General features: G+C 67.7%; 18 protein-coding genes. 9 read left to right on the forward strand and 9 right to left on the reverse strand.

The features are described from left to right. Nucleotides 1-180 precede the first annotated feature (180 nt). On the reverse strand, nt 181-2934 hold the full coding sequence (aceE, locus tag QFZ50_RS15030; protein ID WP_307085510.1) for a pyruvate dehydrogenase (acetyl-transferring), homodimeric type: 2754 nt from the start codon (nt 2932-2934) through the stop codon (nt 181-183). Between the two features lie 319 nt (nt 2935-3253). On the opposite strand from aceE, the gene QFZ50_RS15035 reads away from it, so the two are divergent. Continuing rightward, nucleotides 3254-4090, forward strand: coding sequence for a 2-oxo acid dehydrogenase subunit E2 (locus tag QFZ50_RS15035; RefSeq protein ID WP_307086841.1), 837 nt, complete (start codon nt 3254-3256; stop codon nt 4088-4090). A gap of 77 nt (nt 4091-4167) precedes the next feature. Continuing rightward, on the forward strand, nt 4168-4896 hold the full coding sequence (locus tag QFZ50_RS15040; protein WP_307085512.1) for an SDR family oxidoreductase: 729 nt from the start codon (nt 4168-4170) through the stop codon (nt 4894-4896). Between the two features lie 183 nt (nt 4897-5079). Here QFZ50_RS15040 and QFZ50_RS15045 read toward each other — a convergent pair whose 3' ends face one another. Then, entirely contained in the window at nt 5080-6087 is a 1008-nt protein-coding gene (locus QFZ50_RS15045) for a YncE family protein (protein ID WP_307085514.1), read from the reverse strand. 539 nt (nt 6088-6626) lie between these two features. On the opposite strand from QFZ50_RS15045, the gene QFZ50_RS15050 reads away from it, so the two are divergent. After that, nucleotides 6627-7727, forward strand: a complete 1101-nt coding sequence (locus tag QFZ50_RS15050) for a PLP-dependent cysteine synthase family protein (RefSeq protein ID WP_307085515.1) — start codon at nt 6627-6629, stop codon at nt 7725-7727. A 216-nt stretch (nt 7728-7943) separates the two neighbouring features. Here QFZ50_RS15050 and QFZ50_RS15055 read toward each other — a convergent pair whose 3' ends face one another. After that, on the reverse strand, nt 7944-9125 hold the full coding sequence (locus tag QFZ50_RS15055) for an FAD-dependent oxidoreductase (protein WP_307085517.1): 1182 nt from the start codon (nt 9123-9125) through the stop codon (nt 7944-7946). A gap of 144 nt (nt 9126-9269) precedes the next feature. Further along, nucleotides 9270-10277 (reverse strand): EamA family transporter, encoded by a 1008-nt coding sequence (locus QFZ50_RS15060; protein WP_307085519.1) that lies wholly within the window; start codon nt 10275-10277, stop codon nt 9270-9272. Between the two features lie 54 nt (nt 10278-10331). Here QFZ50_RS15060 and QFZ50_RS15065 point away from each other — a divergent pair, with 54 nt between their 5' ends. The 4 genes from QFZ50_RS15065 (at nt 10332) to mmsB (ending at nt 15056) form a co-directional block, all read left to right on the forward strand. After that, a complete protein-coding gene (locus QFZ50_RS15065) occupies nt 10332-10877 on the forward strand; it encodes a CGNR zinc finger domain-containing protein (protein WP_307085521.1) in 546 nt (181 codons plus the stop codon). 229 nt (nt 10878-11106) lie between these two features. Continuing rightward, nucleotides 11107-12231, forward strand: a complete 1125-nt coding sequence (gene chvE / locus QFZ50_RS15070) for a multiple monosaccharide ABC transporter substrate-binding protein (protein ID WP_307085523.1) — start codon at nt 11107-11109, stop codon at nt 12229-12231. Between the two features lie 72 nt (nt 12232-12303). After that, the gene (mmsA, locus tag QFZ50_RS15075) at nt 12304-13851 is read left to right on the forward strand and encodes a multiple monosaccharide ABC transporter ATP-binding protein (RefSeq protein ID WP_307085525.1); all 1548 of its coding nucleotides are present in this window, start codon (nt 12304-12306) and stop codon (nt 13849-13851) included. Further along, on the forward strand, nt 13848-15056 hold the full coding sequence (gene mmsB / locus QFZ50_RS15080; protein ID WP_307085527.1) for a multiple monosaccharide ABC transporter permease: 1209 nt from the start codon (nt 13848-13850) through the stop codon (nt 15054-15056). Before mmsA ends, mmsB begins: the two co-directional genes overlap by 4 nt. Before the next feature lie 84 nt (nt 15057-15140). Here the strand turns inward: mmsB and QFZ50_RS15085 are convergent, their stop codons facing one another. Genes QFZ50_RS15085 through QFZ50_RS15095 form a run of 3 tightly spaced genes read right to left on the reverse strand, consistent with a single transcriptional unit; the run spans nt 15141 to nt 17820 of the window. Continuing rightward, the gene (locus QFZ50_RS15085; RefSeq protein WP_307085529.1) at nt 15141-16745 is read right to left on the reverse strand and encodes an AAA family ATPase; all 1605 of its coding nucleotides are present in this window, start codon (nt 16743-16745) and stop codon (nt 15141-15143) included. A gap of 30 nt (nt 16746-16775) precedes the next feature. Beyond that, complete coding sequence (locus QFZ50_RS15090) at nt 16776-17162, reverse strand: hypothetical protein (RefSeq protein WP_307085530.1); 387 nt, start codon at nt 17160-17162, stop codon at nt 16776-16778. Nucleotides 17163-17208: 46 nt separating this feature from the next. Continuing rightward, nucleotides 17209-17820 carry a hypothetical protein gene (locus QFZ50_RS15095; RefSeq protein WP_307085532.1) on the reverse strand — a complete coding sequence of 204 codons (612 nt, stop codon included), beginning with the start codon at nt 17818-17820 and terminating at the stop codon, nt 17209-17211. Between the two features lie 278 nt (nt 17821-18098). On the opposite strand from QFZ50_RS15095, the gene QFZ50_RS15100 reads away from it, so the two are divergent. Together QFZ50_RS15100 and QFZ50_RS15105 are read left to right on the forward strand one after the other, a co-directional pair. Beyond that, nucleotides 18099-18293 (forward strand): hypothetical protein, encoded by a 195-nt coding sequence (locus tag QFZ50_RS15100; RefSeq protein WP_307085534.1) that lies wholly within the window; start codon nt 18099-18101, stop codon nt 18291-18293. An 81-nt stretch (nt 18294-18374) separates the two neighbouring features. Further along, nucleotides 18375-19604: an MFS transporter gene (locus tag QFZ50_RS15105; protein WP_307085536.1), complete on the forward strand. Its 1230-nt coding sequence runs from the start codon at nt 18375-18377 to the stop codon at nt 19602-19604. A gap of 77 nt (nt 19605-19681) precedes the next feature. Here the strand turns inward: QFZ50_RS15105 and QFZ50_RS15110 are convergent, their stop codons facing one another. Both QFZ50_RS15110 and QFZ50_RS15115 read right to left on the reverse strand, forming a co-directional pair. After that, nucleotides 19682-20923, reverse strand: a complete 1242-nt coding sequence (locus tag QFZ50_RS15110; RefSeq protein ID WP_307085538.1) for an MFS transporter — start codon at nt 20921-20923, stop codon at nt 19682-19684. A gap of 115 nt (nt 20924-21038) precedes the next feature. Continuing rightward, the gene (locus QFZ50_RS15115) at nt 21039-22004 is read right to left on the reverse strand and encodes a heme-dependent oxidative N-demethylase family protein (protein ID WP_307085540.1); all 966 of its coding nucleotides are present in this window, start codon (nt 22002-22004) and stop codon (nt 21039-21041) included. Between the last annotated feature and the right edge of the window lie 50 nt (nt 22005-22054).

A 22054-nucleotide genomic window follows, 5' to 3' on the forward strand; every position in this document is an offset into this window, starting at 1 on the left:
CGACCGTGTGCCCCTTCACGTGCGCTTACGCCGGGCATTGAGCCGGCAGCACACGCCGCGGGAAAGCGACTAGCAGCACAAGGCCCTCGGGCGTGAGCAGCAGGACAACATCCGTACACCACGAGGGACCGACCTGAACAGGTCGGTCCCTCGTGGCGTCTCGCCCTGGGTGGGTGGGGGTTAGCTGTCGCCGCCGGTGTTGCCGGTGGTTCCGGCGTTGACGTCGAGGAGGCGGTATTTCTCGATGGCTTCCTTGGGCGCGTTCGGGTCGACTTCGCCGCGGCGGGCGAGCATCTCCAGGGCGCGGACGACGACGGAGTGGCTGTCGATCTTGAAGTACCGGCGTGCTGCTGCGCGGGTGTCGGAGAAGCCGAAGCCGTCGGCTCCGAGGGTCGCGAACTCGTTCGGGAGGAACTGGCGGATCTGGTCGGGCACGGCCTTCATGAAGTCCGACACGGCGACGATGGGGCCCGTGGCGCCTTCGAGTTGCTGGGTGATGAAGGGTTTACGGGCGTCGGCGCCGGGGTTGAGGAAGGCCTCTTCCTCGGCGTCCAGGCCGTCGCGGCGCAGCTCGTTCCAGGACGTCACCGACCAGACGTCCGCGGAGACGCCCCAGTCCTTGGCGAGGATCTTCTGCGCCTCCAGCGCCCAGGGCACGGCCACGCCGGAGGCCAGGATTTGGGTGCGGGGGCCGTCGACCTTGGCGGGTTTGAGCAGGTAGATGCCCTTGAGCAGTCCCTGGACGTCGAGTTCCTCGGGTTCGGCGGGTTGCACGAAGGGCTCGTTGTAGACGGTGATGTAGTACATGACGTTGCGGAAGGACTCGGGCTTGTCGCCGATGTCCCCATACATGCGGTTCAGCCCGTCGCGCATGATGTGCCCGATCTCGTACCCGAACGCCGGGTCGTAGGTGATCACGGCCGGGTTCGTGGAGGCCAGGATCGGGGAGTGCCCGTCGGCGTGCTGCAGGCCCTCACCGGTGAGCGTGGTGCGCCCGGCGGTCGCCCCGATGATGAACCCGCGGGCCATCTGATCCGCTGCCGCCCAGATCGAGTCCCCGGTGCGCTGGAACCCGAACATCGAGTAGAACACGTAGATCGGGATCAGCGGCTCACCCTGCGTGGCGTAGGCGGTGCCCGCGGCGGTGAACGCCGCCATCGATCCGGCCTCGTTGATGCCCGCGTGGAGGATCTGGCCCTGCACGGACTCCTTGTACGCCAGGACCAGGTCGCGGTCCACGGAGAGGTAGTTCTGCCCGTTGGGGTTGTAGATCTTCGCCGTGGGGAAGAACGAGTCCATGCCGAACGTGCGTGCCTCGTCGGGGATGATCGGCGCGATGCGCTTACCGAACTCCTTGTCGCGCATGAGGTCCTTCAGGATCCGCACGAACGCCATCGTGGTCGCGGCCATCTGCTTGCCGGAGCCGCGCTTTCCCATCTCGTACGCCTTCTCGCCCGGCAGGACGACCTCGGCGTGCTTGGTGCGCCGTTCGGGCACGAACCCGCCGAGCTCACGCCGGCGCTCCATGAGGTACTTGATCTCCGGTGCGTCGGCGCCCGGGTGGTAGTACGGGGCGTTGTAGAGGTCGTCGTCGATCTGCTCATCCGTGACCGGGATCCGCAGGTGATCGCGGAACGCCTTCAGGTCGGCGTTCGTCAGCTTCTTCATCTGGTGGGTCGCGTTGCGGCCCTCGAAGTGCGGGCCCAGGCCGTACCCCTTGACGGTCTTGGCGAGGATCACGGTCGGCTTGCCCGTGAACTCCGTGGCCGCCTTGTACGCCGCGTAGACCTTGCGGTAGTCGTGCCCGCCGCGCTTGAGCTTCCAGATCTCGTCGTCGGAGAGGTCCTCGACCATCGCCTTGGTCTCCGGGGACTTCCCGAAGAAATGATCCCGCACGAACCCGCCGGACTCGGCCTTGTACGTCTGGTAATCACCGTCCGGCGTCTGGTTCATGATCTCCACCAGCGCGCCGTCCGTGTCCTTGGCCAGCAGCGAGTCCCACTCGCGCCCCCAGACGACCTTGATGACGTTCCAGCCCGCACCGCGGAAGAACGCCTCGAGTTCCTGCATGATCTTCCCGTTACCGCGCACCGGCCCGTCCAGGCGCTGCAGGTTGCAGTTGATCACGAAGTTCAGGTTGTCGAGCTTCTCGTTCGCCGCCAGCTGGAGCAGGCCACGCGACTCCGGCTCGTCCATCTCACCGTCACCCAGGAACGCCCAGACCTGCTGCCCGGAGGTGTCCTTCAGCCCACGGTTGTGCAGATACCGGTTGGACTGCGCCTGATAGATCGCATTCATCGGGCCGATGCCCATCGACACCGTGGGGAACTCCCAGAACTCCGGCATCAGACGCGGATGCGGGTAGGAGGACAGTGCGTGGCCCTCCTTGGACTTCTCCTGCCGGAACCCGTCCAGGTCCTCCTCGCTCAGCCGGCCCTCCAGATACGCCCGCGCATACATCCCCGGGGAGGCATGACCCTGGAAGAACACCTGGTCACCACCACTGGGATGGTCCTTGCCCTTGAAGAAATGATTGAAACCCACCTCATACAGCGTCGCCGCGCCCGCGTACGTCGAGATGTGCCCGCCGACCCCGATCTCCGGCCGCTGCGCCCGGTGCACCATGACCGCCGCGTTCCAGCGCAACCACGCACGGTACTTCCGTTCGATCTCCTCATCGCCCGGGAACTCCGGCTCCTGATCCGCCGGGATCGTATTCACATAATCCGTCGTCGTGACCATGGGCACACCCACGGACTGCGCACCGGCACGCTGCAGAAGCGAACGCATGATGTACTGCGCACGCTCCGTGCCCTGGGTGCGAATCAACTCATCGAGGGACTCGATCCACTCCGCGGTCTCCTCAGGATCCCCATCGGGCTTACCGACAGTCAAACCACTCAGAATATCTGAAACATCGTCAGTGACGCTCATTCGGACCTCTTCCTAGACTATGGGCAACCTAACCAGAAGTTTTCGCCCGTCGGAAACATTATTCCGTCATACAAGATACAGTGATTGCTGCCCGGCGATACAGCAAGACGCCAGGCAATGCCTGTAGACCCGTACCCGAAGGACGACCGGTATGCCAGAGCCCACATCCCATGCTGCACCCGCCCGGAACACCCGCGATTCCCCTACCGCTTCGGAGACGTCAGGTACGGCCACCCGTCATCACGGATTCGACGTGCATCCGGTTCCGCCTCAACTCCGGAAGCTTGCAAGAACCATGCGGGTGGACCTTCCAGCGCTGATGGCCTCAAGCGGCACCCGGCCGCGCCGCACAGATATCCTGCGGGCCGGCACCCGGGCAACCGTCACCAACCGGACAGATGCTTCAGCGCCCACTGGTCTCCCCGGGGCTGGGACGTCCCCGCTGACCCAGGGGGGAGAAGACGGACACCCCACACCAGTCCCCACCCGTACCGACCATCGCGCGTCACTGGCGACCTCGGCCCAATTGACGCAAGTGCACGAGGTCGACGCGGGCAGGCTTTCCGAGTGGGCCCTGAAGCTCAGCGGCGCACCGGGAGGTGTCGGGAAGGCCCCTGACACCCTCGTCCAGGCGCTTGTCATTCTCGCCGTCGCGGCCACTCTGCAGGAACACCCGACACTGAACGCGCAGTACGACCAGGGGCGACGTGAGATCAGCTACCACGCACAGGAGCACATCACGTTCGCCACCCATGGCGATCACAGGACGGGCCTGCTTCCGTTCGCGGGTACCCTCACGGTCGCTCAGGCGGCGTCGCACATAGCGGCGATCAGGACACAGCCTGATTGTCCGGAGCCATCCACCGCCCTGCCTGAGCCCACCTTCACCGTCGTGAACATCGGCGCGGTCGGGGCGCTCTTCGAATCGCCCATCATTGTCCAGCCCCAGATAGCGATCCTGGCGCTGGGTGCCGTCACCAAGCGCCTCGTCGTGCGGGCCGACCCGTCGGGCCTGGAGACGACAGTCGTTCGTCCCATGATGTACCTGTCGCTCACCTATGATCACCGCCTGGTGGACGGCGCCGATGCCGGCCGCTTCCTGCAGGCGCTGATCGGCCGGCTGACCTCCACAGCGTTCTACACCTCCCTGCCATGAGTTCCCCGCGAGCGTTCCCGCCCCGACACACGCAGGGTGAGCACGAATCCGGTGCAGGACGTGGCCCGGGAACCGCCGTGGTCACCGGTGCCGGTTCCGGGATCGGTCGCGCTGTTGCACAGCAGCTGCATGAGGTGGGGTTCAACGTCGTCCTCGCGGGCCGCACGCTCACCGCGCTCCAAGAGACCGCGACCGCCCTCAAGAACACCTTCTGCGTACCCACGGACGTCACCTCACAGGACGACGTAGCGGCACTCTTCGAAGCGGCACGCACCCACTGGGGCAGGGTGGACCTGCTCTTCAACAATGCCGGTATCACAGGACCATCCGCGCCGCTGGAGGACATCACGACGACTGAATGGCAGCAGGTCCTTCAGGTCAATCAGACAGGGTCGTTCCTCTGCGCCGCAGAAGCCATTCGAACAATGAAACAGCAGCGACCCTCGGGTGGGCGCATCATCAACAACGGATCCATCGCAGCCCACTCACCGCGCCCCCATGCCGCCGGCTATGCCATGACGAAAAGCGCCGTGACCGCGCTGACGAGAAGTATCGACCTCGAGGGCCGCGCGTTTGGAATCACCGCAGGCCAGATCGACATCGGCAACGCATCCACGGGCATGATGGGCGCCCTGGGCGTCGAAAGCGGAGCGCTGCAAGCAGACGGGACCCGCATGATCGAACCCACCTTCGACGTCTGTCAGGCAGCACGGGCCGTCACGCTGATGGCGACCATGCCAGCAGAGGCGAACATCAATCAGTTGACCATCACCGCCTCCGGGATGCCGTTCATCGGCAGAGGCTGATCACCCACGATCCGACCTGACACGGGGCCGGCGATACTCGCGGATCGGTAGAGGCGGCGTGCGGGACGACATCGGGCCTCGAGGACCCCGCGGAATCGACCCGGAATTCCTCGTCCTGCCGGCGAGCGACAATCCACTCCGGGAGCACCGAGAACTCATCAGGTCCTACGTGGAGCCCTTGCCCTACCGGTCCCGGGCCCCTTCCGTGAAGACGGCCAGGGCCTGAGGCCTCCTTACGCCGAGAACTTCGTGCTGCTCGAGCGTTGCCAGATCGATCATCGTCAGACCGTCCCAGAATCCATCCCTCGTGTAGCCTCCGGAAAGAAGCGCGTATTCGGGACCGCCGTCCGGTGCCGACCAGGAGACGACATTCTCGTGGAGCCGCTGTAACGGTATGACCGCTTCGGATCCTGCAGCCAGATCCCGCACTGTCAGGTTCGGGGTCCCTGTTGCGTTGCCGAAGGATCCGGTTCCTACCACGAGCAGACTGGTGTTCCCGTGGGTGAGGGCGGCACCGTGCTGGTGTGAATTCGCGGTCATGGGCTCGAACCGCGTCGCTCTGGTCACCGGGTCGAGGATCGCGAGTGTCCTGCCCTGAAACGGTAGAAGCAGCGAACCGTCGGCCGTCAGGGCTCCGTAGTGAGGCTTCTCCCAGGAAGCCAGTCCCCCGTCGGTCCCGAAAGGAGCGATCGGGACTTCCACGGCGCTCATGGCGGAGGCGTCGATGACGTGCACCGAGAAGCCGTCATGGTTGATCGAGTACAGCTCCGTCCCGTCGGCGGACAGGAGGATGTCGAAAGGCCGCTGGCCCACCTCGACCCAGCCGACCTGTGACCCATCACGAAGATCGACCTTCTCCACCACCGCCGCTCCGGCACCGCTGATGACCGCAACGTAGCCGAATCGCCCATCCGGCGAGATGGCGACTCCCGTTCCTCCCGGCCGATACTCGCCATAGAGAACCCGGTCCGGTCCGGAAGCGTAAGGAATGACCCTGGTCGCCTCCAGCAGATGCACGTCGATCACGGTCAGGCCGACAGCTGTGGCGACAATCGCTTGACCCGTGGATTCCGCCACTGCAATGTCCCAGGGGGCCGCTCCGACCTCGATCCTCGCGACGAGTTCATGGCCGATCGCCGCAGGGTCCAGAACGGCCACGGTCGAACTGCCGGCCTCGGTCGTCAGCACCAAGGATCGTGACTGGTGATCCTCTGTCGGGGCCGGTTCTGCCACCGGTGCCGGCGTTGTCTGCCGTACAGAGGAACGGGGCCCGCTGTTCTCCGACGGAAACGGATTCGACGTCGGCGGCGGGTTCGTGGACCCGCCGGGGTCCGAACAGGAGACCAGCAACAGCACCAGGGCCGCACTCGCAACCTGAGCCACCCTCACTGCCACTCGTCCCACGCGATCCACAGGACTCCGGCCCCGGCATCATCGAGCCAGGTGTCCCAGACGTAGAAGAGGCCAGCCGATGTCACGACGACATCAGATCTTCCCGGCCAACTGACCAAATATCACGTGCTGGAAAACTCTTCTCATAATGACACTGTAGCCGCCCCGAGCAGAAGGGTCTTCAGGAGATCAGGTATCGGTTCTCGAACCGCACCCCGCTACCCGCACTGCCACATCACGCCGCAGACGGAGCGCACGGCTCCGGCCCTTCCTGCGAGGCATCACGCTGCTTGCAACGCTCCCGCTCACCCCGTGAGGACAACTTGTAGGCTGGCGGAATGCCCAGGTTCACCGCCCCCGACAGATCGTGGTCCGACGATGCCGTTCGGCGTATCGAAGCGGAAGGCAACCGGTCGGCGGACACCCACCTCTTCGCCGTACCGCTCCCCGAACACTGGGGCGTGCAGGTATATCTCAAGGACGAGTCGACACACCGGACCGGTAGCCTCAAACACAGGCTCGCACGGTCCCTGTTCCTGTTCGGCCTGGTGAACGGCTGGATCACGGAAGGGACCACCATCGTGGAGGCATCCAGTGGCTCGACGGCCGTGTCCGAGGCGTACTTCGCTCAACTGCTGGGTTTGCCGTTCATCGCCGTCATGACGGCGACGACGAGCCCGGAGAAGGTCGCGCTGATCCAGCAGTACGGTGGCGAATGCCGGTTCGTCGAGCACGCCTCCGACGTCTACGCCTGCGCCGAGGAGGTGGCGCGGGAGACGGCAGGACACTACATGGACCAGTTCACCTACGCCGAGCGCGCCACCGACTGGCGCGGCAACAACAACATCGCCGAGTCCATTTTCGGGCAGCTCGCTCTCGAACCTCATCCGCTGCCTGCCTGGATCGTCGTGGGGGCTGGGACCGGAGGCACGAGCGCGACGATCGGCCGCTACCTGCGCTATCACCGCCACCCGACGCGCCTCGCCGTCGTCGACCCTGAGAACTCGGCGTTCTATCCGGCCTGGGCCCAGCCGGACGCGACCCCGACCGGCCGGCCCTCCCGCATCGAGGGCATCGGTCGGCCGCGTTCGGAACCGAGCTTCGTGCCGTCCGTCATCGACGCGATGATCCGGGTGCCGGATGCCGCATCGGTCGCCGCCGCACAGCACCTGCGGACGTTGACCGGACTGCACGCCGGGCCCTCGACGGGAACCAACCTCTGGGGCGTATGGCAGCTGGTCGCGGATCTCATCGCCGACGGCCGCTCAGGAAGTATCGTCTCGCTCATGTGCGATTCCGGCGACCGCTACGCGGCCACCTACGACGACCACGCCTGGCTGATGCGCAATGGCCTGGACCCGTCTCCTGCTCTTACAGTTCTTGACGATTTCTTCGAGACCGGCGTCTGGCCCGCGAGGACACTGGAATCGACTGACTGAGGTCCCGTCTCCCGAGCCGCTCACCACGGCTGATGCGGACGATCCGTTCTCACGGCCGGCCAGTGAAGACAGGCCTCGCTGCCGGGCAGGACCCGGCGTGCCGCGCCTGTCATGTGGTGGTCATCCACTGCACCAGCGCCGCAAGGCCGGAGGGGTGCACGCACCCGACCTCAGGGCACCTCGATCATCGTGGACCGTCCCCGTGTCGGTCCCGGTCTAGGTCGGGGCTCTCCACGCGAGGATCGATGCTCCTGCTCTCGCTGCTGGTCCGGCGGGGGCCACTCTCAGCAGGGTGTTACGGACGGCGATCCTGATCCTGCCGTCGAGGTCGGCTCCGACGTGCCCGGCGGTTCGTGATCGGCGGGCGATCTTCTGGGTACGGGGGCGGCGGAGTGCGTCGAAGGTGCCGAGTGCCGATCGCAGGGACACTCCCTCGTTGACGGGCCGGCCGACCAGGAGTCCGATGCATGCGCCATCCTCCAGTGAGGAGTTCGCCCCCTGACCCATCGTGGGAACCATGGCGTGTGCTGCGTCGCCGATGAGCACTACCCGTCCATAGGTGTAGGTCCTGAGGTCAGGGGCGAGTGCGAAGACGTCGTGCCGTATCACCCGGTCGGCCGGGGTGCGATCGATCAGAGCTTGGACGGGATCGGCCCAGCCGCGGAAATGATGCATGGCCGCGGCTTTCTCGTCGGGCCAGCGATGACCTTCCTTCGAGGAGGCGTACCCGTACCAGTACACCTGGTCGGCTCCGATGCGCACGGCCCCGAATTCCGTTCCCAGGCCCCACCTGATGGTGACGTCGTCCGTGACGAGCGCCCGGTCCTGGACTATGCCCCGCCACGACGATCTGCCACTGAACCGGGGCGTCGTTCCAGGGGCGACGAGACCCCTGACAGTGCTGCGAAGACCGTCCGCCCCGATGACGAGGTCGGCCTCGTAGGACAGGTCACCGTTCACGCCCACGCAGTCCACGCGTGCCCGGGCCCCGTCCGGCGTTCCGGGAGTGATGTCGGTGACCCGGGCGCCACTGACCAGCTCGGCTCCTCCCGCTGCAGTCAACAGCAGGCCATGGAGCTTCTGCCGGTGGATACCGTGGATGTCCTGGTCCGGGCTGGATGCACCGGCGGGAGGGACACGCATCAACCATCGTCCATGCTCATCGGTGGTGCCGGCCATGCGCACCCGGTGGCCCGCGTCCCGGACAGGGCCATCGACGCCGACAGAGCTGAGAGCCGACATTCCATTAGGGGTGATGGCCAGACCTGCGCCGACCTCCGTGAAGGCCCGCGCCCGCTCGAGCACAGTCACCGTCCAGCCTTCACGGACGAGGGAGGCCGCAGCGGTCAGACCCGCGATACCCCCACCGACGACTACCGCGTGGTGCTCGGTCGCCATGACGCCCCTTCCACCTGCTCCCATCGGCCGGGCCTGCGACGGCAGCACCTGCCTGCGGCCTGCCGCAGCCGCCGCGTCGGCTCGTACTCGTCGCCGTCGTGCTGTGTACGAGAGACTACGGCCTTCGACGGGACTCCGGGGCGCTCACGGCTTCGGCAGCGGCTCCACCGGACTGGGGCGGTCGAGCACCGTCGCGGCTTCGTCGGCCGGCGCGGACCGCAGTTCGTCCAGCCGGACGCACACCACGCCGGCGACGATCAGGAGTCCGCCCAGCAGTTGCACGGCACCGGGCAGTTCGCCCAGGATCAGCCAGGCCGCGAGCACGGCGAACATCACCTCGGTCAACGCCACGAAGCTCGCCACCTTGGACCCGAGGCGCTGCGCGGCCACGATGCCCGTCACGTAGGCCGCGACCGTGGCGACGAGGACGAGGACGGCCACGGGTACCACCCAGCTGTACGTCCGCCCTGCCAGCTGGACATCCGTGAACACGAAGCGGAACGGCATGATGTTCGTGACGCCCAGCACCAGGATGGTGAGAGCGCCCACCACCATGCCGCCGCCGGCCATGACGAGCGGAGGCAGCGAGTCGTCGACGCGCGCCGACATCAGGAAGAACACCACGAGGCAGACGGCGGCCGCGAGACCGAACAGCACGCCCACCGGATCGAGCCGGGCATCCCCTGCGAGGTCGAGGACGAGCAGGAGCCCGAGGACGGCGGTGACGGACCCGATGATCGTGAGGGCATGCGGTGCCCTGCGCGAGCGCAGCCAGAGGAAGCCGACGATCAGCACGGGCGCCAGGTACTCCAGCAGCAGCGAGACCCCGACGGACATGCGCTGGACGGCATTGAAGTAGAAGAGCTGGCACAGGGCGATCGCCGTCGTCCCGTAGATGGTGAGGGTGAGCGCGTTGCCGCCCACGGTGGACCAGCGGCCGCGCAGTGCGATCAGCACGGGCACCAGGAGCACGACGGCGGCACCGCCGATGCGGAGGCCGACGGCGGCTCCCGGGCTCCAGCCGATCTCCAGGAGGGACTTCGCGAAGGGGCCCGAGACGCCGAAGGATGCCGCGGAGATCAGTGCTATCCAGAGGCCGGTGGCGGGGCGCAGGGTCACGTCGGCTCCCTTCGGGTCGATGACTGGTGTCATGAGTGTGAAGTGGTTATGGTCGTGACACTAGGGTGAGTGATGTCAGGAGTCAACATGCCTTTCACATATGACACGGGAGTGGCGCTCGCGTCTGCAGCCGCACTCATCAACACCGCGAAAGAGGACATCGACCCCCTCGGTACCCCCGAGGGCCTCGACAGGTTCCTCGAGGAGCAGCGGTTCTCCGGCTCGCGGACGCACTCGCAGGCCGAGCTGGAGGCCGTCCGTGCCCTGCGGGCCGAGCTGGAAGTCATCTGGTCCGCGGCGGAGGACGACGCCGTCGCGCTCGTCAACGGCATCCTGCGGAGGGCGAACGCCCTGCCCCAGCTCGTCCGCCACGACGAGTGGGACTGGCACCTCCACGCGACCGCGCCGGAGGCGCCGCTCGAGGAGCGGATGGCCACCGAGGCGGCCATGGCCCTCGCCGACGTCATCCGGGGGCACGAACTCGACCGCCTGCGCTCCTGCGCGGGCGAGGACTGCGACGGCGTGGTGCTGGATCTGAGCCGCAACCGGTCCCGGCGCTTCTGCGACACCGGCAACTGTGCCAACCGCACCCACGTGAAGGCCTACCGCGCCCGGAAGGCCCAGGGCGCCTGACCCTCGAGGAACGTCTCACTTCGATAACGTTCACCGGTTCCCTTGATGTAACGCTTGCCCCATGGATAAGTTGTCTTCGCCTACATATTGTCGACGCCCCGTCGACCGGGCGCTACAGCGTTGTATCAGCTCGATCCAGCCACCAGGCGGACCAGGGCCACCCGCCGTCACCACCGGCCCGTGCCTGGTTCGCCCGCCACCGGTCGGATCCTTTTCAAAGGCTCAACCCATGACCACGATCAAGAATGTCTCGGCCTTCCTGCTGGCAGTCGGTGTCGCAGCAGGCATGTCGGCCTGCGCGCCGGCGGGATCGACCGCCCCGGAGGCCGGAGGCGACGACGCCACCAGCAGCTGCAACGTCGGCATCTCCATGCCCACCCGCAGCCTCGAGCGCTGGATCAACGACGGCGAGGGACTCAAGGAGAAGCTCGAGGCCGCGGACTGCACCGTCGACCTCCAGTACGCGGACAACAAGACGGACCAGCAGATCAGCCAGATCCAGAACCAGGTGGCCGGCGGGGCGAAGATCCTCGTCGTCGCGGCCATCGACGGCCAGACCCTCGGCCCCGCCCTCGAGGACGCCGCCTCGCAGGACGTCAAGGTCATCGCCTACGACCGCCTGATCAACGGCACGGAGGCCGTGGACTACTACGCCACGTTCGACAACTACAAGGTGGGTCAGCTCCAGGGCCAGTTCATCGAGGAGCAGCTCGGTCTCGCCGACGGCAAGGGCCCCTTCAACCTCGAGCCCTTCGCCGGCAGCCCGGACGACAACAACGCGGCGTTCTTCTTCGCCGGCGCATGGGACGTCCTCCTGCCCTACGTCGAATCGGGCCAGCTGGTCGTCCCCTCCGGGAAGTCGCCGGCGGACAACGACGGCTGGAAGGCCATCGGGATCCTCGGCTGGGGCTCGGACGACGCGCAGGCCGAGATGGACAACCGCCTGCAGTCGTTCTACACCGGCGGTGACAAGGTCGACGTCGTGCTCTCCCCCAACGACAGCCTGGCGCTCGGCATCGAGGCGTCCCTCGACGCCGCGGGCTACAAGCCGGGCAGCGACTGGCCCATCATCACGGGACAGGACGCGGACGTCGCCAACGTCAAGGCCATCCTCGCCGACCAGCAGTCGATGACCGTGTGGAAGGACACCCGCGAGCTCGGCAGCCAGGTCGAATCGATGATCGCCTCGATCGTCGCCGGCGACGAGGTCGAGGTCAACGACACCGAGACCTACGACAACGGGACCAAGGTCGTGCCCTCGTACCTCCTCGACCCCGTGGTGGTGGCCAAGGACGACGTCGAGCCGACGCTCGTGGAGTCCGGCTTCGTCAAGGCAGCAGACATCGGTCTCTGACCATCGAATGGGAAGGACGGGGTGCGGTCATGAACCGCGCCCCGTCCTGCCCGGGAGCGAAGCGAGAACAGCATGAGTGACGTAATCCTCAAGATGGACGGCATCGTCAAGGAGTTCAACGGCATCAGGGCCCTCGACGGGGTCTCGGTGAGCGTGGAACGCGGCGAGGTCCATGCGATCTGCGGCGAGAACGGCGCCGGCAAATCCACCCTGATGAAGGTGCTCAGCGGGGTCTACCCGCACGGCAGTTTCGGGGGGACGATCACGATCGACGGAGAGCCGGTCGCGTACGGCTCGATCAACGACAGCGAACGCGACGGCGTCGTCATCATCCACCAGGAACTGGCGCTCAGCCCGTACCTCTCGATCGCGGAGAACATCTTCCTCGGCAACGAGGTGCAGCGCGGCGGGGTGATCGACTGGAACAAGACGAATCTCCAGGCCACCGAACTGCTCGCCCGGGTAGGCCTGCAGGAGAACGCCGCCACCAGGGTGCTCGAACTGGGTGTGGGCAAGCAGCAGCTCGTGGAGATCGCCAAGGCGCTGTCCAAGGAGGTCAAGATCCTCATCCTCGACGAGCCGACCGCTGCCCTGAACGACGACGACTCCGCGCACCTGCTGGATCTGATCGAGCAGCTGCGGACCCAGGGCATCACGTCGATCATCATCTCCCACAAGCTCAAGGAGATCCGGGCGATCGCCGATACCGTCACCGTCATCCGTGACGGGCAGACCATCGAGTCCTTCCCTGTGGTGGACAGCGACGACATCGAGACCCGCATCATCCGCGCCATGGTGGGGCGTCCGCTGGACCATCAGTTCCCGCCGCGTGAACCGGACATCGGCGAGGAGAAGTTCCGGGTCGAGGACTGGTCCGTGCACCACCCCATCGACGTGGAGCGGGTCGTGGTGGACCGTGCGTCCTTCCACGTACGTGCCGGCGAGATCGTCGGTTTCGCAGGTCTCATGGGCGCGGGCCGCACGGAACTCGCCATGAGCATCTTCGGGCGGTCCTACGGGAGCGGGATCTCGGGCCGGGTCTACAAGGACGGCGTGGAGATCCACACACGTACCGTCGGTGAGGCGATCCGCAACGGGATCGCCTACGTCACCGAGGACCGCAAGCGCTACGGCCTGAACCTGATCGGCAGCATCACGGTCAACGTCTCGGCTGCCGCGCTCGGCAAGCTCGCGCGCCTGGGGATCATCGACCGGCACAGGGAGTACACCGTCGCGGACGAGTACCGCAAGCAGATGAACATCAAGACGCCGAGTGTCTCCTCCGTGGTGGGCAACCTCTCCGGCGGGAACCAGCAGAAGGTCGTCCTCAGCAAGTGGATCTACTCCGGACCGGACGTGCTGATCCTCGATGAGCCCACGCGCGGGATCGACGTCGGCGCCAAGTACGAGATCTACGGAATCATCAACGAGATGGCCGCCCAGGGCAAAGCGGTGATCGTCATCTCCAGCGAGCTACCCGAACTGATCGGTCTCTCGGACCGCATCTACACCATTGCGGAAGGCAAGCTGACCGGCGAGCTGGATCGCGCCCACGCCAGCCAGGAGGAGCTCATGCGCTACATGACCGCCGCCAGGAACGAAGGAGCACAGGCCTCATGACCACCACCACGCCCGAGCAGGCCACTGCTCCCGTCCCGCCCCGGCCCGACCTCGTGAAGAAGAAGCGACGCCGGGTCGACATGCGCCAGTACGGCATCCTCGCCGCCCTCGCCGTCATCATCCTCCTGTTCCAGGTCCTCACCGGCGGCCGCCTCCTGTACCCGGGCAACGTCAGCAACCTGATCCAGCAGAACGCCTACGTGCTGATCCTCGCGATCGGCATGGTGATCGTCATCATCGCCGGGCACATCGACCTGTCGGTGGGGTCGATCGTCGCCACGGTCGGGGCCGTGGCCGCACTCTCGATGAACAGCTGGGGCCTGCCGTGGGGTGCCGCCGTCGCCCTGTCGCTCCTCGTGGGTGCTCTGATCGGCGCGTGGCAGGGCTTCTGGGTCGCCTTCGTGGGCATACCGGCCTTCATCGTGACGCTGGCGGGCATGCTCGTGTTCCGCGGCGTGGCCCTGGTGCTGCTGACCGGTGGAACCATCAGCGGACTGCCGCGGGCCTTCAACTCCATCGGGTCCGGCACGCTCCCCTCCACCGGCACACCGGACCTCATCACGCTCGGCATCGGTGCCCTGGCCTCGCTGGCCCTGGTGGTCCAGCAGCTCAAGGGACGCGCGGATCTGCGCCGCCTCAACCTGCCCCGCGAGCGGACCCTGTCCTTCGTCCTCAAGATCGCCATCGCCGTCGTCGCGATCATGTACCTGTGCTACCTGCTCGCATACAACCGGGGCACACCGATCATCCTCGTCATCCTCGCGACGCTCGTGCTGCTCTATTCGTTCCTGCTCTCGCGCACCGTCTTCGGGCGGCACGTGTACGCGATGGGTGGAAACCTCTACGCGGCCATGATGTCCGGCGTGAAGACGAAGTGGGTCAACTTCTTCATCTTCGTGAACATGGGCTTCCTCGCAGGCCTCGCCGGCGTGGTCAGCACGGCCCGTGCCGGCAGTGCTGTGGCGTCCGCGGGCGGAAGCTTCGAACTCGACGCGATCGCGGCCGTCTTCATCGGCGGAGCCGCCGTGCAGGGTGGCGTCGGGACGGTGGTCGGTGCGGTCATCGGTGGCCTCGTCATGGGCGTCCTCAACCAGGGGCTGTCGATCCTCTCGGTCGACGCCGCATGGCAACAGGTCATCAAGGGCCTGGTGCTCCTGCTCGCCGTGGCCTTCGACGTCTACAGCAAGCGCCGCACCGGCCGCTGAGCCGCAGGACCTACCGGCCGGACGGTCGTTCCACCCGGAGCGACCGTCCGGCCGGACCGCGAACGTGAAGCACCACCAGCGCCCCTAGCGCCCGGCGTCGCCGGGAGGGACGTCCGGCCCGCCGTCCGCGCCATCGATCATCTCGACGCCGTCGTCCGGGAAACCGTCCTCGGAGTAGCCGCCGTCGGCGAAGCCCTCCCCGTCGAAGGACAGGGACAGCGACGACCCGTACGCAGGTGGATGACCGCCGGAGTACGGCGGCGCCCCGGGCACCCACCCGAAGGACCCGCCGGGGCCGGCGGGGACGCCCTCCTCCTGGCCCGGGCCGTTGCTCCCGAGCAGGCTCCGCGTCAGCGACGCGCCGTCCGCCATCAGCTCGTCCACGGCGGCAAGCAGATGCCCGTCCGCCACCGAGGTGCCCTGCAGCGCGGCCGCGAGGACGGCGCGGCGCACCAGTTCACGCATGAAGGAGGCCGTCGTGCCCCCGGTGCGCCCGGACGCGGCCCCGACGGCGTCCTCGCTGAAGGCGAGACCGCGCGCGTAGAGACGCAGCAGGGCCGCACGCTCGTGTTCACCGGGAAGCGGCACCTCCACGGCCAGGTCCACCCGCCCGGGCCGTTGCGCGAGGGCCCGCTCCAGCATGTCCACGCGGTTCGTGGTCAGCACGAACGTGACGTCGGCGTCGTCGTCGAGTCCGTCCATGGCATCCAGCACCTCGAACAGGAGGGGCTGCGGCCCGTGGCCGAGACTGCGGTCCTCGGCGATGAGGTCGCAGTCCTCGAGGACCACGATCGACGGCTGGAGCGCACGGGCCGTCCTGGCCGCCTCGCCCACATGCTGCAGCGTCCCACCCGTGAGGATGATCGCCGTCGTCCCCGCGCTCGCACTCAGCAGGTACCGGACCGTGTGGGTCTTGCCGGTGCCGGGCGGGCCGTACAGGAGGATGCCGCGCTTGAGGTGCTGGCCGGCCGCGAGAAGGGCCTGCCGATGCACGGCGATACCGAGGGCGTGCTCGCCGACCCGCTCCAGCAGTCCTTCGGGGAGGATCACGTCGGCGGCGTCCAGCGCGGGCCGGTGATGGAACGTCACGCCCGCGCTGCTCGGCCCGAAGTCCTCGACGGTGAAGGACAGCACCTGCCCCTTCATCACGCTCTCGCGCTGCATCCTCCGCCGGAATTCGGCCAGGAACCCGGAGACGACGGCGGCGTCCGCGCACATCACCTCGAGCGACGCGGATTGCCGGCCGTAGCGGGGCTCGGCGTTGCGCTGCAGGAGCGCCAGGGGCACGCCGTCACGCTCGAACAACCGGAGGCCCAACGCCACCGCCTGCCGCTGCTCGTCCGGCCCGACCGGGAGGTTCGCGTAGTCGGGCTGGGACAACGGGAAGTTCGGATGGACCTCCGACTGCTGGACCATGTCGCTGAAGGACATGTGGTGGCGATGGTCCCCGCCGCCGATGCCCACGCACCGCCCGTCCGCCGTGAGCGACCCCAGGACGATGTCGGCATCCACGAAACGGTGCGGAGCCACTTCCTCGATGACGACCGGCACGCTGCCGGGCTCGGCTCCGAGGTGGGCCGAGAGTGTGTCGACGAGCTCCCGGCCACGCGCCGAGCGCGGCTGCGCCTCCAGTGCCATGCGCACGAGCGCGCCGAAATCCCTCATGAATCCTGCTACGTCATCCCCCATGGTGGGAGGCTAGCAGGGACGTCAAGGAGGCTAGCTGTCCTGCCCCGGCAGTCGCTCCCCGAAGCGCGGTTCGTCGTCGGGCTCGCCCGCCGGCCGCTTGGCGGAGGCCGCCGGGTCCGGGGTGGCCCCGTCCGGGGTGCGGGACGAGCGGTTGACGCCGGATCCCTTGCTGAGGTGCTCGGCATTGGGCGTCTCGGCCATCATGAGCATCGCGCAGATCACGAGGGAGGCGATGAAGGCGATCCCGGCGGCCGTGAGACCGAGGTCGACCCGCAGTTCCTTGGCGCCGCCCCCGGTGGCGAAGATCGATGTCGCGACCCCGGCCACCACGGCCAGGACGGCGGAGAAGACGAGGGGTGCCTTGATGCCGTGACGGAATCGTCCCTGCGTGGGTTTCCCCGGCTGGCGGTTGGCCACGGGCACTCCTTCCGGTTCCGAATAGTTTCTACGTGACGTAGAGCTTCTAGTTTACGGCGTCCGATCCGCCCTGGGCACCGGATCCGGACGATGCGCTGAGCGCTGAATCGTGCCGGTAGCTGAGCCCGGCGATCCCGAGCACGACGGCGGTGAGCAGGGCCCCGCCGCCCGTGACCCCGAGGAGGGCGTGCGCGCCGAGGTGCATGACGAACGGGAGGATACCGCCCGTGACGATGCCCACGACGCCGACGACCACGAGGTCCCGTGACGCGGCGTGGGTGCGAGCAGCGAGTCCGCGCACCAGTTCGGCCAGGCCCGCGATCACCAGCGCGACGGCGCCGGCGAACGCAAAGCTGCGGTCGTCGAGGAAGACGAGGCTGGCGATGCCGGCCCCGAGGAGCAGTCCGCCACCGACGTCGGTCAGTAACCGCGACTGCGGGCCCCAGTGGGCCATGCGGTGCGTCCAGAGATAGGCGGCACCACTCAGGAGGAGGTACAGCCCTCCTGCCAGGGACATCACGAGCGTGGAGGGTTCACGCCAGAAGATGGTCACCAGCCCGAACAGCGCGCTCACCGCGGCGCGGACCAGGAACGGTTTCCACGCCTGCAGCTCGACGGTATCGGGGCCGGCGCTCGGCGCGGACGATGCAGCAGCCATCAAGGGCCTCTCTGGGAGCGGGGCCGGTCGGTCTCCGGCCTGTCCAGTTTAGTCCTCGCCTCGACACCGGCAGGTGACGGTGCCGCGAAGGCCACCGCCCCCCGGCGGGAGCCCGCGGTCCTGCCGGTCGGCGCCTCCGCTCACCGGCGTGGGACCGATCGTCCCCGAGCTGACCATGGGTGATCGTTGCCAGGACGACGGCGCAGGGTGTCGTCCACCACCCTGCAGAGCCGATGGTGCGCGTCAGGTCGCCGTTTCGACAGTGCAAGAATGAGGGCGTGACATCAGCCGGACCGGGACGCCCCCGTGCGCGACCATCGGTGCGCCGCAGATCCACTGGTCATGAGGAGATCCTCGGTGCGGCCGCTGAGCCCCTCACGGGCCACGGTGACGCCACGACCTCCACCCGCGCTGTCATCGGAGCCGCCGGGATCTGCCCGTCCTCCCTGCACCGCCGTTTCACCGCCCGATGACGGCAGGACATGCCGGGGGACGATGCCGCATGGTCGGCCTGATGCCGCTCGGAGCGACCGCGGCGGGCGGTTCCAGCGACGATGGGTGATGGTCCCTGGCACGGCCATGCAAAGGGCTCCCGGGCCTACCGCAGGATCCTGCTCGCCCTCCTCTTCGCCGGGCTGGCGACGTTCGCGCAACTGTATTCGTTCCAGGGTCTCCTGACGGCCGTGGCCGCCGAGTACGAGGTGTCGCCCTCCGACGCCGCGTTGTCGGTCTCCGCGGCGACACTCGGCCTGGCCCTGGCGGTGATCCCCTGGTCCGCTGTCGCCGATCGGATCGGCCGCCGGCGCAGCCTCGCCTGGGCGATGAGCGCGGCAGTCGTCCTGGGCCTGCTGGCCGCGGTGGCGCCGTCGTTCCCGGTGCTGATCGCGTTGCGTCTTCTCGAGGGGATCGCGCTCGGTGGCGTGCCGGCGACGGCGCTGGTCTACCTCCACGAAGAGGTGCAGAGACTTCACGTGGCCGTAGCGGCGGGCACCTACATCGCCGGAACCACACTCGGGGGGCTCACCGGGCGCCTCGTCGCGGGTTTCATCGGGGATGCGCTGGGCTGGCGGGCCGGCGTGCTGGGGGTCAGCCTGATGGCCGGCGGCGCGGTCGTCACGTTCCTGGTCCTGGCCCCGGCGGCCCGCGGCTTCGTCCCGACGGTCCGCGGACAGGGCCCGTCCCTTCTCGCGCGCCTCCTGATGAATGTCCGGTCGCCCTCACTGCTGGCCGTGTACGCGCAGGGGTTCCTCCTCATGGGTGCCTTCGTCGCCGTCTACAACTACCTGGGGTTCCGGCTCGAAGCCCCGCCCTTCCTACTTCCCGTGTCCTTCGTGAGCCTGTTGTTCCTCGCCTACCTCGCAGGAACGGGGACGTCCCGTCTCGCCGGTGGGCTGAGCGTCAGGCACGGCAGGCTCCCGGTGCTCCTCTCCGCCATTCTCGTCATGGTGGCGGGACTGGTGGTGACACTCGCCGGGCAACTCCCCGTCGTCGTCGTCGGGCTCGTCGTCTTCACCGGCGGCTTCTTCGCCGCCCATGCCGTCGCTTCCGGCTGGACCCCGGTACTCGCCGCCGAAGGCCGCGCCCAGGCAGCGGGACTCTACAATTTCGCCTACTACGCAGGATCCAGCGCCGTGGGCTGGGCCGGGGGCATCTTCTTCGCGCACTTCGGCTGGTCCGGCGTCGTCGCGTTCACCGCAGCGCTGGCGGGTTCCGCCGCACTCCTCGCCGCCCTGGCCCTTCGGGGTGCGGGCGGCGCCGCACCCCCTCGGCGTCAGCTCCGGTAGGAATCCGGCGGGACTCCGGGACGCCGGTGGGACTCGGACGGGGCTCCGGCGGGCCACCGGACAGACTCAGGGGGACGTCAGGTGCGTGAGGTACTGGCGCGGCGGGAACCGGTGAGCCCGGCGACGGCGAACACGAGCGTGGCCACCAGGACGACGATGATCGGCAGCGCCCAGGTGCTGGTGGCGTCGTGGACGGCGCCGATGAGCGACGGAGCGGTGGCGCCGATGGCATACCCGGCACCCTGCACCATCGCGGACAGCTGCCGGGCGTGGGTGCCGCTCAGGGCGAGCTGCACCACGAGCATGAAGACGAGCGTGATGCCGCCCCCCTGGGCCACTCCGCCGAGGAGACCCCATGCCAGCCAGCCGGCAGGAGCGAGCAGGAGTCCCGCAGGACAGCTGATCCACAGTGCTGAGACGAGGGCGAAGGTCCTCGGGACGCCCAGCCGTTGGGAGAGCAGCGGCACTCCGAGCGCGCCGACGACGGCGGCGATCTGGAAGATCGACGAGCTGGTCCCGGCCTGGCCGGCCGAGTACCCGAGCTCCTGCTCGAGGATGGTCGGGAGCCACGCGGTGAGTCCGTAGTAGGAGAACGCCTGGGCACCGAACGTCAGCGAGAGGAGGACGGCCGACAGGCTGAGCCAGGTGCGCGGCTTCGCGACCGGACGCAGGGTGGCGCCGGTGGCGCGTGCGACGGTGTCGACGGCGGCCGATTCGACGGCGGGCTTCAGGGGCCCCCAGCGGAAGGCCCGGCCCGGCCCGAGGGCGGTCAGCCACACCGCGGCCGCGAGGACGACGAACCCGATCCACGTCAGGAGCGCTCCACGCCAGCCGACGGCGGCGGCAAGGGGGACCGTGGCGAGGGTCGTGATCATCGACCCCACATTGAGCGACGACGTGTACGCCCCCGTGACGATACCGACACGCGTGGGCTCGATGTCCCGCCGGATGATCACCGGGATGACCACGTTGCCGACCGTGATGAAGGCTCCCATGATGATGGTGCCGGCGACGGTGGCGTCCAGGCCGCCGGCTGAACGCACGATGGAGCCGACCCCGACACCGAGGATGGCCGTGGTCGTCGCGAAGTTCGCACCCGCTTTCCCGACGAACAGGGACGCGAAGGGCGTCATCAGGGCGAAGCACAACACCGGCAGCGTCGTCAGCAGCCCCGCCTGGGCGGCGCTCAGGGCCAGCTCGTCACTGATCTGCCCGGTGATGGGCGCGACGGCCACGATCGGACCCCGGAGGATGAAACCGATGAACACGATGCCCAGCAGGAGCAGAACCGGGAAACGGGATCGGGCAGCGATGTTCATCGATTTCACCCTACGCCGGAAGCGACGCGCGCTTCGACGGAGGTCGCATTGCGTAGCATCCGGGTGCGTGCCGGCCCGGGGCCACCGGACGCCGTGGTGGCCCCGGGCCTGGCGGCTACTCGGCCGGGGTCCTTCCGGGCTGGATCCCCTCCGGGTACCAGGGGTAACCCGTCGCCAGCGGTGCACCGTCGTCGTGCTGCGAGAGCCACTCGACGGCAGCACCGTGGTAGCGGTGGAAGCCCTTGTAGTCGGCGAGTTCGGGGTCCAGGGAGGCGAGTGCCCGATGGACCCGTTTCGCCCAGTCAGGAGCGTGCTCCACCAGCTCGGCCAGGCTGACGAGGTAGGTACGGACGGGGAACACGATGGCGTTGGACCGGGGCAGACGATGCAGGGGCTGCAGTTCGATGCGCAGGTACACCATGTCCCCCGCGTTCTCGGCCGTGACCGCCGCACGGTCCGGCGCCCAGTCCGGAAGCGTCTCCACGGAGGTCTCGAGACGCGGGTGGACGGTCAGGGACCAGTTGACCCGCCGGACGGGGTGACCGGGCTTCATGCGGAGCAGGAACTTGAGGGCCCGGTCGAGGATCCCCATCTTGTCCAGTTTGGGCACGGGACCGTGGAACTCGGAGAAGTTCATGCCGAGGTTGAACTGCAGGGAGTAGTCGGCGCGCTGCGTCGTCATGCCGGCACCGATGACGAGGGTGTTGTCCCTCTCCTCGAGGACGACGAACTCACCCTGGGCCTGGCGTGTCGCGTACTCCATCGGGTCCATGGGCAGGGTGGCGGGATCGCCGAACGTGAAGGAATCATCGATGCCGAGGAGCCGGTTCTGCCACCGCCACTCGTTCCCGTTCTTGGTGAGGGTGAAGTGCTCGGGGAAATCCCTGTCGTACGACTCGAAGATGAGCTCCAGGAGGTCCCACTGCGCTTCCATCATGTGCGGCAGCGCGAGGTAGTGGACACCCGGCATCTCCCGCAGCATCTGGTCGCGGTGCGCGCACTCGGACACATAGTGCTCATCGACGTCGAACGCGGCCCTCAGGGCACCGTCACCGGCCGGGACATGCGGTTCCAGATTCATCGAGTACATGTACTCGTCATCCGGGAACGGGAAGGGAAGGCGGCGAACCG

The sequence above is a fragment of the Arthrobacter agilis genome (genome assembly GCF_030816075.1).
Lineage (GTDB): Bacteria > Actinomycetota > Actinomycetes > Actinomycetales > Micrococcaceae > Arthrobacter_D > Arthrobacter_D agilis_E.